Here is a 10,140-nt window from a genome sequence, read left to right as displayed (position 1 = left end):
GCCGCGCTCGCCGCCGAGCGCGGCGCCACCCTGGTCGGCACCGAGATCCACCACCACCGCGCCCGGCTGGTCGCCCGTGCGACCGGCGGCGTCGGCGCGCCCGGTGTCCTCGGGGTGCTCAACGCCGACGGCACCCGGGCGCCGTTCGCCGACGACAGCATCGACCGGATCCTGCTCGACGCGCCCTGCACCGGCCTCGGGGCACTGCGCCGCAGGCCGGAGTCCCGCTGGCGTCGTACTGCCGAGGACCTGGAGGACCTGACCCTGCTGCAGCGCCGGCTGCTCGAGGAGGCGGTCCGGGTGCTGCGGCCAGGCGGCGCTCTGCTCTACGCGACCTGCTCACCGGTTCGCAGCGAGACCGCGGACGTGGTCACCGCGGTGGTGTCGCCGCGGCCGGAGCTGAGCCTGGAGGACGTCCGACCGCTGTTGCCCGGCGTCACCGACGCCGACGGGCCGCTGCCCGACACCGCGCAGCTGTGGCCGCACCGGCACGGGACCGACGCGATGTTCCTGGCGCTGGTGCGGAAGGACCGCTGAGCGGCGCTAGGCGCGTGCCGGCATACCCGCCCGGGTCCGCTCGAGGTAGGTGCGGATCGTGTCGCGGCTCGTGGTCAGGCAGGTGATCCGCTGCTCGAGGCCGACGAGCTCTGCGGCGAGGAGCGCCGCCACCTCGGACGAGCAGGTGGACTCTTCGCGGGCGCACGCCTCCTCCGCGTCCATCAGGACCTTGACCAGCCGGGTGGGGACACCCGCCTGCACCAGGCCGGCGATCCGGCCGACGCGGTCGACGTCGGCCTCGGTGTAGGCGCGGTAGCCGTTGGGCTCGCGGTCCGCACTGAGCAGTCCCTGCTGCTCGTAGTAGCGGATCAGGCGGCTCGCCACCCCGGTCCGCTGTGCCAGCTCACCGATCTTCATGTCTGCTGCCTCACCTAGACCTTGACATTGACATCAGTGTCAGAGTTTAGCGTTGCGGGCATGACGACAACAGCCCCCGCCTCCACCGGCTCCACGACCCCGACCCCGATCACGAACCAGGGGCTGCCCTGGCCCGCGCTCCTCGTCCTCGGCGCAGCGACGCTGGTGATGGTGACCGGCGAGATGCTGCCGACTGCCGTGCTGCCGCAGATGAGTGCCGGGCTGGGTGTCTCCGAGTCCAGCACCGGGCTGTTGGTGAGTGTCTGGGCAGCGGTCGTGGTGATCGCCAGCTTCCCGCTCGTACGACTCACCCGACGGGTGGACCGCCCGACGGTCGTGGTCGGGAGCCTTCTCGTCTTCGGCGTCGCCGCCACGGCGACGGCGATCGCGCCGTCGTACGCCGTGGTGCTGTGCGCGCGAATGCTCGGCGCGGCGTCGGTCGGTCTGCTGTGGGCGACGGTCAACGCGCACGTGGCGAGTCTCGTGCCGGACCGGCTGCTCGGTCGGGCGACGGCTGTGGTGCTGGGCGGCGCGACCATCGGCATGGTCCTCGGCACGCCGATCGGGCGGGTCATCGCCGATGTCGGAGGGTGGCGAGCATCGTTCTGGGTGCTGGCCGGAGCGAGCCTGATCATTGCGGGCCTGGTGCGGGCCGTGGTCCCGAACACGCCGGCCGTGGCGACCGGTGGCACGGCGATTGGTGGCACCAGAGGGGGAATCCGTCCGATGGCGGTGGTGACCGTCCTGGTCGCGCTCGTGCTGGTCGGCCACTACGGTGCCTACACCTTCATCACCCGACTGGCCGAGCATCCGGCCGACGTCGTCCCGGGTGGCATGGGTGGCCTGCTGCTGATCTTCGGCCTCGCCTCGGCTGTCGGGGTGGCTCTGGCCGGCCGGGTGCTTGACCGGACCCGGACCGCGCTGGCGGCCACGACGTTTGCGACGGCCGTGTCCGTCCTCGGTCTGGTCGCGGCGGAGCGGCACGCACTCGCGGGCGTCGTGGTCGTCGCCTTCTGGGGCGTCACGTCCGGCGCGCTGCCGCCGCTGGCGCAGACCCTGATCCTGCGGCTGGCGGGTCCCGAGCACCGATCGCTCGCCGGTGCGCTGATCCCCGTGCTGTTCAACGGTGGCATCGCTGTCGGCGCCGCGCTCGCCTCGGCAGTCGTCGCGCGGAGCGGTCCCGAGGCCCTGGCAGCTCCGGCGGCCGTCCTGGTGGCGGCCGCAGCGGTCGGCCTCGTCGCCGCCGGCGGGTCCCGGCCTGCCGCTAGCCTCGGTGCATGGCGAGCGAGTCGACCGCAGTCGAGATCGAGGTCGACAACCGGGTGATCCGGGTGAGCAACCCCGATCGCGTGTACTTCCCGGAGATCGGTGCGACCAAGCTGGACCTGGTCGAGTACTACCTCGCCGTCGGGGACGGCATCGTCAACGCCCTGTGGGAGCGGCCGTGCATGCTGCACCGGTTCCCGAAGGGGCTGGCGGGGGAGAAGGTGCACCAGAAGCGACTGCCGTCCGGAGCGCCACCGTGGGTCGAGACCGTCGAGCTGTTCTTCCCGCGCTGGAAGCGGACCGCCGACGAGCTCTGTGTGACCGAGCTCGGGTCGGTGATCTGGGCGGTGCAGATGTCCACCGTGGAGTTCCACCCGTGGAACAGCAGGCGCGGGGCCACCGAGATGCCCGACGAGTGGCGGATCGACCTCGATCCCGGGCCGACGGCGTCGTACGACACGGTCCGCAAGGTCGCGCATGTCGCGCACGAGGTCCTCGACGAGCTCGGGGCCGTCGGCTACCCGAAGACCAGCGGGTCGAAGGGACTGCACGTCTACGTGCGGATCCGGCCCGACCGCGACCACAAGGGCGTACGACGAGCCGCGCTCGCCTTCGCCAAGGAGGTCGAGCGACGCGCGCCCGAGCTGGTGACGACGGCGTGGTGGAAGAAGGACCGCGACCCGGACGCCGTCTTCGTGGACTACAACCAGAACGCCCGGGACCACACCATCGCGGCCGCCTACTCCGTGCGTGGCCTGCCCGACGCCCGGGTCTCGACGCCGATCCGGTGGGACGAGATCGACGACGCCGACCCGCGCGAGTTCACGATCCGCACGGTCCCGGCCCGGTTCGCCGAGATCGGCGACCTGCACCACGACATCGACGACCACGTCTTCGACATCGCCCCGCTGCTCGAGTGGGCGGACCGGGACGACCTCGACGACGAGGAGGAGCCGTCCGAGGCGGAGTAGTGCGCCCACTAGACTCGCCGCCCGTGGGACACATCCAGATCACGCCGAGCATCCTCAACGCCGACTTCGCCAGGCTCGGCGAGGAGGTCGCCCGCATCCCGAGCGCCGACTGGGTGCACGTCGACGTGATGGACAACCACTTCGTCCCGAACCTCACCTTCGGCCCGACGATGGTCGAGGCGCTCGCCCGCAGCAGCTCGGTGCCGCTCGACGCCCACCTGATGATCGAGGACGCCGACCGCAACGCGCTCGAGTACGTCGAGGCCGGCTGCGGCTCGGTGACCTTCCACGTCGAGGCGGCGAAGGCGCCGGTGCGGCTCGCGCGGGAGATCCGCGCCGCCGGCGCCCGGGCGAGCATGGCGCTGAAGCCGGCGACGCCGATCGAGCCCTACGAGGACATGCTGTCCGAGCTCGACATGGTGCTGATCATGACCGTCGAGCCCGGCTTCGGGGGACAGAGGTTCCTCGACCTGTGCCTCCCCAAGATCCGCCGCGCACGGGCGCTGATGGACAAGCACGGCGTCGAGACCTGGCTCCAGGTCGACGGCGGCGTCTCGCTGGAGACCATCGAGCGGTGCGCCGAGGCCGGCGCCGACGTCTTCGTCGCCGGCTCGGCGGTCTACTCCGCGGCCGACCCGGACAAGATGGTCACCGCGCTGCGAGAGACCGCGACCGCCGCGCAGCAGCGCTGACCCGCGCTCGACGTCCCCAGGCCGCGAGGCCCGCGAGCACCGCCAGCAGCGCCCCGACCGCTGGGACGACCATGGCGCGTCGGTAGTCACCGAGCGCCGGCTCGGTGGCTCCGGAAGCGAGGAGAGCGGTCGTCACCGCTGACAGTCCGAGCGCACCGCCGAACTGGAACGCCGTGTAGACCACGCCTCCCGCAACCCCGTGCTCCTCCTCGGCGATCCCGTCGGACGCAGCAGACGTCAGCGGTCCGTAGACCAGCGCGAAGGCGACGCCGACGAGCAGCAGCGAGGGCAGCAGGTCGACGTACCCCCAGGCGGCGTCGAGGCGCAGTGCCAGCGCATAGGCGACGAACGCGGCGACGAAGCCCGCGGTCATCACCGCGACGTTTCCGAACCGCCCGACCAGCCACGGGGCGAGGACCGGCGCGAGGACCAGGTCGGCACCCATCACTGCGAAGGTGAGCCCGACCTCGAAGGGCGTCCACCCGCGCAGGTCCTGGAGGTACAGGGTCAGGCCGAACTGGAAGCCGAAGAACGCTCCCATGAACAGGAGCCCGCCGACGCTGACGTGGGCCAGCACCCCCTCCCGCAGGATGCCGAGGCGCAACAGCGGTGCGGCCGAGCGCCTCTCGATCGTGACGAAGGCGAGCGCGAGGGCGACCGAGACGGCGCCCGCCACCAGCGCCCCGCCGTCGTAGCCGTGGTCGCCGCCGCTGACGATCGCGTAGATCAGGGCCACCATGGCGGCCGTACCGGTCAGGGCGCCGGCGACGTCGAAGCTCCGACGGTTCGCTGCCGGCAGGTCCCGGTCGGCCCGGATGAAGCGGTGGCCGGCGACCAGCAGGGTTACGCCGATCAGCGCCGGAGCGAAGAAGACCCATCTCCAGCTGACACTGGTCAGAAGTCCACCGGCCACCAGGCCAAGGGTGAACCCCCCGGCCCCGACCGCCCCGTAGATGGAGAGTGCGCGGTCGCGCGCCCGCCCCTCGGCGAAGGTCGTGGTCACGATGCTGAACCCGGCCGGAGTCATGAAGGCCGCCGCCACCCCGATGGCGAAGCGCGCCGCGATGAGCAACCAGCCCGTGTCGGCCAACCCACCGAGCACGGAGAAGGCGACGAACACCCACAGCCCCGTCAGGAACACCCGTCGGCGTCCGAGCAGGTCGGCCACCCTTCCGCCGAGGAGCATGAATCCCCCGTAGCCGAGGACGTAGGCGCTGATCGTCCAGTGGCCCTGCCCGGCGGCAAGGCCCAGATCATTGCTGATTGCGGGCACCGCGACGGCGAGCATCGCGATGTCGATCCCCTCGAGGAAGAGGGCGCCGCAGACGACGAGCAGCAACGCCCACGCTCGCGGTGAGGTCCGCCGCCTGCTGTCGCCCTCGAGGGTCGGGGTGCCGGTCATTGGCCGCTCCGCTTCTGTGGTTACTCATCCATCCCTGGTTACTTCTTGTAACCGCGCCCATCCTCGGGGAGAGTGGAGGCATGGCGGAAGAAGGCACTTCGAAGTCACCTGGTCACTGCGCAGTGCCCGAGGGCTGTGACGCCGACGTCTGGGACGCCTTCCAGTGGGACACCCGCGAGGACTGCGAAGTCCGTCAGATCCTGGACCGCGTCGCTGACAAGTGGTCGCTGCTCGTCGTCTCCCTGCTGAAGAGAGAGACGATGCGCTTCAACGAGCTCCGGCGGGAGATCGACGGGATCAGCCAGCGCATGCTGACAGTGACGCTTCGCAACCTCGAGCGTGACGGCCTGGTGAGGCGGACCGCGTACCCGGAGATTCCGCCCCGCGTGGAGTACGCGCTCTCGGACCTGGGTTGCACCCTGCTGGGCACCATCGAGCCGCTGGTGCGCTGGACGGAGGAGCACCAGGCGGAGATCGTCCGCGCCCGTGTGGAGTTCGACGCCAGGACCGGGCCGGTCGAGCACCACCGGTAGGCGTACATTGGTGGAAGAAGCCATTCAGGCTTCCTCTCAGAGGAGTAGCAATGGCCGACAAGTCGCCCCGCCAGAACCTGTCCAAGAAGGCGGGCAAGTCGATCAAGGAGAAGCGTGCCGAGAAGCACGCGAAGGCCGAGGCCAAGAACGTCTCGATCGTGCCGCCCACGGGCAAGAACCGCTGATCCACGCGTGACGGCTCCGGTCCGGGCTCTCGGTCCGGACCGGATCTTCGCGGGCCTCGCCGGCGTTTTGAGGCAGGATGAGCTCATGAAGGAGCAGGCGAGGCGAGACCGGCAGAGCGTCGAGATCGTCACCGCTAGCGTTCTCTTCGTCCTCGTCATCGTGGCCGGCGGCGTGGTGCTGGGACTCGCCGGGCTTCGGGGAAGGTCCGCGGAGATCGCGATCTACGTGGTGGTGGCCTGCGCCGCCGCCGTCACCGTGCGGCACCTGCATAAGCATCGTGACTAGTCAGACGGAGTGATCCGTCGCGCGCCGCTCCTCGTCAGCTGGCACGGTCGGCAGCTACCTGTTCAGCACGGATCGCCCTCGATGCTCGCGCCAGTCGGAGCCGAGGGCCGGTGAAGTAGAGCAACGCTGGCGTTGATGCTGAGCACCCGATCTGACATGCGCCCATCCCATCATCGTGGTCAGCAGTCAGGGAGCTCCGCCAGCTCGCGGGTCAAGTCCCGTCGGAGCCACACCGGCTTGTCGCACACCTTCGCGACGACGCGATAGGAATGCTCCACTGTCGCGCGCAGGCCCCCGTCCTCGTCGAGTTCCCATGCGTCGAAGCTCCTCGCCTGCACGATCCAGCTCGGCGCATCAGGTCCACTGAGTGTCGCTTCGAGCCGGTCGAGCCGCGGGTCCAGCACCCGCACGGGCAGGCTCCACAGATACGGGTACGGCGAGTCCAGCCCAGAGCTGTGCTGGACCGCGGCAGCGCCGTAGACCACCACCGCGGTGTCCCCGGGCGCGCTCGATGCCTTCACCCACTCGCCGGTCCGATGCGGCCAGGTCCCGGGCGGCGAGGTGAGGTAGAAGGCAGCCATCCCGGTCGAGGCCAGCATTGCCGAACAGGCCGCAGCGACACACATGGTCTGCACGGTCCGACGCCTGGCACCCGTGGCCATCAGGGCCGTGCCGAGTACGGTCGCCGGAGCCAACTGGAGCAGGTAGTGCGGCCAGTAGCTGCCTCCCGCGGCGATGCCCAGCACTCCCAGTGCCGCGATGGCGGCGGTCGCCCATCCGGCAGGGGAGCCGGAATGCCGCCCACGCCACCCCGCGCCCGCCATGTCGACGAGGATCGGGACGATCCCGCTCACGATCCCCAGCATGATCAGGACGTACCCGCGAGAGACCGTGGCCTGCGAGCGGAACTCGAGGATCACTCCCAGCGCGTCCGCCCGGAAGCCGACCAGGTCGTAGGCCACCATTCCCAGGTCGAACCAGGATCCGTAGGTCCAGAGGAGAAGGGCGACCGACGGCAGCGCTGCTCCGAGCAGCGCGGCCCCGGCGATCTGAGCCGTCCCGGGACGCTGATCTCGTCCGGACCGCCACGTCACCGTCAGCATGACCGCGGCGAACACCAGTGCCTCGACGAAGTTCTGCTTCACCAACGGAGCAGCGGCACCGAGCACCCCGGCTCCGGTCGCGAGCCCGCAGCGCGCCCGGGCGGTGTCACGGTTGCACGCCTCGATCAGCAAGGCGATCGCGGCCATCACCAGGGAAGCGGCGAACAGCTCGCCGTTGGCCTGGTCCGCCCCGGTGGCCGGCGTGGCAACCAGCGCGCCCGCGATCCAGGTAGCGAGCCGGGCCGAGGAAGCGCCGCCGAGGATCCAGGCGGCGCGTGCGGCCGCGACGACGAACATCAGGGCGAAGGGGATCGCGAGAACCCGCACCGCGCGGTCAGAGTCGAAGAGGGACGCGACCCGGAAGATCAGCAGCAGGCCGGGCGGACGGTCGACCCAGTAGTCGCCGTACAGGAACGGACCGTCACCGTCCCACTGGCGCGCCACGATCAGGTAGCCCGACTCGTCGTAGCGCAGCGGCTGCGTCACGTAGGTCAGGCGTACGAGCACCACGACGAGGCACGCCCAGGAGACAACTGCTGCGGGCTCCCGCAGGAACATCCGGCCGCCTGGCTGCGCCCTGGCCGAAACGAATGCAGGCCCGGAGCTCACGGCCGCCGCCGATCAGCCCGACGCCGTGACCGGCGCCTTCAGGCGGTGCCGGCGGACTGCGACCACGCCGTACGACGTCAGCGCGACGAAGGCGCCGCCGTACCAGACATGAGCGTCGTATCCCACCGGGTAGAGGGGACCTTCGAGGTAGTGGTCGATGAATGTGCCGTCGTACGGCGTGCCGCCCGACTGACGAATCAGCCACTTCTCGACCCCTGTCAGCGGACAGGTGAGGGTCGTCGCGGTCACCGTGATCGACCATGCCAAGGACGCCAGGTGCATCCACAACCAGCGGGTTTGGAGCATGCCCAGGAAGCCCCCGAACACGACGTACAACAGGAATGCGAAGTGCGCTACCACTGTCGCCCACGCTGCGGCCTCCGCAAGCCACTGGAGCGGGTCCTCGACAGGCGTCGGAACCACCATGCCTCCAAGAATCCCCGTCCCGCGTCCGTTCGGAAACCCCCGACCTGGGGAAACTCGGAACGCGGCCTCCTGAGGACCGAGATCCTCTGTCTTCGTGGCTGATGGCTGGCGGCGCGGAGTCGACGAGCGATCCAGCAGGCCTACTTCCCCAGAGCGGCGATGCCGATTTACCCACTTCGACGCGCAGGCTCGGGAGATACCCATCTCGGCGGCTGCGTGGGCCATGGGTCGGTTCCTGCAACGCTCGACGAGTCGGCGTCGACCTTCGATCGACAGCGGCGCGTTGCGATGGGTCATCGGAGCAGCCCAGGGGTCGCTGACCGCGGAGCAGCGAACCCCCCAGGGGCTCGTCAGCGAAGCATCACCACCAGTAGGCGGGGTAGGAGGCGCGGGTCAGCCTCGAGCGGATCACTCCGGCTGCGACCAGAGCGATCGCCGCGATCCCCGCGCAGACGACGAACGACGCCTGACCTGAGGTCGTGAGCGCGCCGATCACGGCGGTCGCCGCTGCCGGCGAGTGCGAGGTTCGTGTTGCCAGCATGGCTCCGAGCGCCAGACCGCCAGCGATGGCTGCAACCCAGAGCGAATGACTGAGCGTGCCAGCAGAGACCCCAACGAGCGCAGAGATCACCTGTCCGCCGATAACGCTGCGCGGCTGAGACAGCGGGAGGGTCGGAGCACCTGCCACGAGGGCCATGCTTGCCGCCATAGGCGGGATGAGCAGGACGTGCCCACTCAGCGCTCCCAGAAGAACCAGCGAGCTGAGCGCTAGCGCCGAGGTCGTGGTCGCCACAAGCAGTGTCGCAAGCGGCGGACGAGCCGGTGCTCGGCTCGTCAGGGTTGAGGTGGACGTGGTTGCTGTCTTCATCCGTGGCCTTCCCGTCAGGTGAGAACGCTCGTTCTCGCTCGATGTGGGTACAGTAGAGAACGCACGTTCTCCCGTCAAAGCGCGAAGGGCCACCCCACGATGTCCTCAATCGACGACGCCACCGCCGACAGCAGCCTGACCGGCCGCGAACTGCTGCTCGACGCGGCGGAGAGCCTCTTCTACGAGCGCGGGTACCAATCGGTCGGAATGGACGAGGTTCGAGCAGCATCCGGGCTACCGCTCAAGCGCATCTACGCACTCTTTCCAGGCAAGGAAGCCCTGGCCGTTGCGATGCTCGACGGGCGCGACCGCCGATGGCACGTGAGTCTCGCTGAGCACGTCGACCACTACCGCAGCCCCAGCCAACGAGTGCTGGCGATCTTCGATTGGCTGTCTGATTGGCTTGCCGGCCCGGGGCACCGTGGTTGCGCCTGGATCAACGCTCACGGCGAACTCGGAGGTACATCCGAGGCCATTCGAGGGGCGGCTCAACGTCACAAGGACAGGTTCCGCGCCTACGTGACTGAACTCGCGACCGAAGCCGGTGCGCCGCGATCGATCGCCGACGCCATCTTCCTCCTCGCCGAGGGATGCATGGTCACCGCGGGGATCAGTGGGTCGCCGGAGGCTGCCGGTCAAGCTCGGCGAGCGGCGCAACTGTTACTTCAACACGGTGCCACCGGCTGATGGCAATGCAGATCTCGACTGCCGCCACGCGTAGGCCAGCTGACCGGTGTCAATAACCTGCTGGCCAGCAACAACTAGTGGTCGGGTGGGTGGAGGGTGGGTGAGTCGAGGGCGTGGGTGCCATGGCGACGCCAAGAAGACCAGCGGACGACGCGCCTGAGTGTGCCAGTCTGAAATGGCCCCAGTTGGAGCCGTAG

The 10,140-nt window shown here is 69.7% G+C and carries 12 protein-coding genes and 2 pseudogenes; 8 read left to right on the top strand and 6 right to left on the bottom strand.

Translation table 11 applies throughout. The features are described 5' to 3' along the window. Positions 1–537: pseudogene (locus E7Z54_RS02215) on the top strand (methyltransferase domain-containing protein); the annotation flags it as partial. Between the two features lie 6 nt (positions 538–543). Here the strand turns inward: E7Z54_RS02215 and E7Z54_RS02210 are convergent. Beyond that, entirely contained in the window at positions 544–915 is a 372-nt protein-coding gene (locus E7Z54_RS02210) for a MerR family transcriptional regulator (RefSeq protein WP_136431375.1), read from the bottom strand. A 60-nt stretch (positions 916–975) separates the two neighbouring features. Here E7Z54_RS02210 and E7Z54_RS02205 point away from each other — a divergent pair, with 60 nt between their 5' ends. Genes E7Z54_RS02205 through rpe form a run of 3 tightly spaced genes read left to right on the top strand, consistent with a single transcriptional unit; the run spans position 976 to position 3,844 of the window. Then, on the top strand, positions 976–2,241 hold the full coding sequence (locus E7Z54_RS02205) for an MFS transporter (protein WP_136431373.1): 1,266 nt from the start codon (positions 976–978) through the stop codon (positions 2,239–2,241). Next, the gene (gene ligD / locus E7Z54_RS02200) at positions 2,193–3,152 is read left to right on the top strand and encodes a non-homologous end-joining DNA ligase (protein WP_136431371.1); all 960 of its coding nucleotides are present in this window, start codon (positions 2,193–2,195) and stop codon (positions 3,150–3,152) included. Before E7Z54_RS02205 ends, ligD begins: the two co-directional genes overlap by 49 nt. A 23-nt stretch (positions 3,153–3,175) precedes the next feature. After that, on the top strand, positions 3,176–3,844 hold the full coding sequence (gene rpe, locus E7Z54_RS02195) for a ribulose-phosphate 3-epimerase (RefSeq protein WP_136431369.1): 669 nt from the start codon (positions 3,176–3,178) through the stop codon (positions 3,842–3,844). Here rpe and E7Z54_RS02190 read toward each other — a convergent pair. After that, complete coding sequence (locus tag E7Z54_RS02190; RefSeq protein WP_168798123.1) at positions 3,801–5,246, bottom strand: MFS transporter; 1,446 nt, start codon at positions 5,244–5,246, stop codon at positions 3,801–3,803. The two genes, rpe and E7Z54_RS02190, sit on opposite strands and share 44 nt — an antisense overlap. A gap of 80 nt (positions 5,247–5,326) precedes the next feature. On the opposite strand from E7Z54_RS02190, the gene E7Z54_RS02185 reads away from it, so the two are divergent. From E7Z54_RS02185 to E7Z54_RS02180, 3 genes are all read left to right on the top strand, one after another. Beyond that, a complete protein-coding gene (locus tag E7Z54_RS02185) occupies positions 5,327–5,779 on the top strand; it encodes a winged helix-turn-helix transcriptional regulator (protein WP_136431367.1) in 453 nt (150 codons plus the stop codon). Between the two features lie 50 nt (positions 5,780–5,829). Next, entirely contained in the window at positions 5,830–5,964 is a 135-nt protein-coding gene (locus E7Z54_RS24140; protein ID WP_276606192.1) for a hypothetical protein, read from the top strand. Between the two features lie 85 nt (positions 5,965–6,049). After that, positions 6,050–6,250 carry a hypothetical protein gene (locus E7Z54_RS02180; RefSeq protein ID WP_136431365.1) on the top strand — a complete coding sequence of 67 codons (201 nt, stop codon included), beginning with the start codon at positions 6,050–6,052 and terminating at the stop codon, positions 6,248–6,250. A gap of 179 nt (positions 6,251–6,429) precedes the next feature. Here the strand turns inward: E7Z54_RS02180 and E7Z54_RS02175 are convergent, their stop codons facing one another. From E7Z54_RS02175 to E7Z54_RS02165, 4 genes and pseudogenes are all read right to left on the bottom strand, one after another. After that, positions 6,430–7,911, bottom strand: a complete 1,482-nt coding sequence (locus tag E7Z54_RS02175) for a hypothetical protein (protein WP_136431363.1) — start codon at positions 7,909–7,911, stop codon at positions 6,430–6,432. A gap of 63 nt (positions 7,912–7,974) precedes the next feature. Beyond that, positions 7,975–8,388: a DUF2784 domain-containing protein gene (locus E7Z54_RS23930; RefSeq protein ID WP_240769474.1), complete on the bottom strand. Its 414-nt coding sequence runs from the start codon at positions 8,386–8,388 to the stop codon at positions 7,975–7,977. 78 nt (positions 8,389–8,466) lie between these two features. Next, positions 8,467–8,685, bottom strand: a pseudogene (locus E7Z54_RS23925) (leucine zipper domain-containing protein); the annotation flags it as partial. Between the two features lie 64 nt (positions 8,686–8,749). After that, entirely contained in the window at positions 8,750–9,256 is a 507-nt protein-coding gene (locus tag E7Z54_RS02165; RefSeq protein WP_136431379.1) for an HPP family protein, read from the bottom strand. Between the two features lie 99 nt (positions 9,257–9,355). On the opposite strand from E7Z54_RS02165, the gene E7Z54_RS02160 reads away from it, so the two are divergent. Further along, the gene (locus E7Z54_RS02160) at positions 9,356–9,943 is read left to right on the top strand and encodes a TetR/AcrR family transcriptional regulator (protein WP_136431361.1); all 588 of its coding nucleotides are present in this window, start codon (positions 9,356–9,358) and stop codon (positions 9,941–9,943) included. Positions 9,944–10,140 lie beyond the last annotated feature (197 nt).

Source organism: Nocardioides sp., from assembly GCF_004803405.1.
GTDB lineage: Bacteria > Actinomycetota > Actinomycetes > Propionibacteriales > Nocardioidaceae > Nocardioides > Nocardioides vastitatis.
The sequence above is the reverse complement of the archived record's forward strand: the minus strand, read 5'-3'. Positions and strand labels throughout refer to the sequence as shown.

Bases quoted from the DNA above. Each gene is read 5' to 3' on its own strand.
- E7Z54_RS02210 (WP_136431375.1), bottom strand. From the start codon at position 915: ATGAAGATCGGTGAGCTGGCACAGCGGACCGGGGTGGCGAGCCGCCTG.
- E7Z54_RS02205 (WP_136431373.1), top strand. From the start codon at position 976: ATGACGACAACAGCCCCCGCCTCCACCGGCTCCACGACCCCGACCCCG.
- ligD (WP_136431371.1), top strand. From the start codon at position 2,193: ATGGCGAGCGAGTCGACCGCAGTCGAGATCGAGGTCGACAACCGGGTG.
- E7Z54_RS02190 (WP_168798123.1), bottom strand. From the start codon at position 5,246: ATGACCGGCACCCCGACCCTCGAGGGCGACAGCAGGCGGCGGACCTCA.
- E7Z54_RS02185 (WP_136431367.1), top strand. From the start codon at position 5,327: ATGGCGGAAGAAGGCACTTCGAAGTCACCTGGTCACTGCGCAGTGCCC.
- E7Z54_RS24140 (WP_276606192.1), top strand. From the start codon at position 5,830: ATGGCCGACAAGTCGCCCCGCCAGAACCTGTCCAAGAAGGCGGGCAAG.
- E7Z54_RS02180 (WP_136431365.1), top strand. From the start codon at position 6,050: ATGAAGGAGCAGGCGAGGCGAGACCGGCAGAGCGTCGAGATCGTCACC.
- E7Z54_RS02175 (WP_136431363.1), bottom strand. From the start codon at position 7,911: ATGTTCCTGCGGGAGCCCGCAGCAGTTGTCTCCTGGGCGTGCCTCGTC.
- E7Z54_RS23930 (WP_240769474.1), bottom strand. From the start codon at position 8,388: ATGGTGGTTCCGACGCCTGTCGAGGACCCGCTCCAGTGGCTTGCGGAG.
- E7Z54_RS02165 (WP_136431379.1), bottom strand. From the start codon at position 9,256: ATGAAGACAGCAACCACGTCCACCTCAACCCTGACGAGCCGAGCACCG.
- E7Z54_RS02160 (WP_136431361.1), top strand. From the start codon at position 9,356: ATGTCCTCAATCGACGACGCCACCGCCGACAGCAGCCTGACCGGCCGC.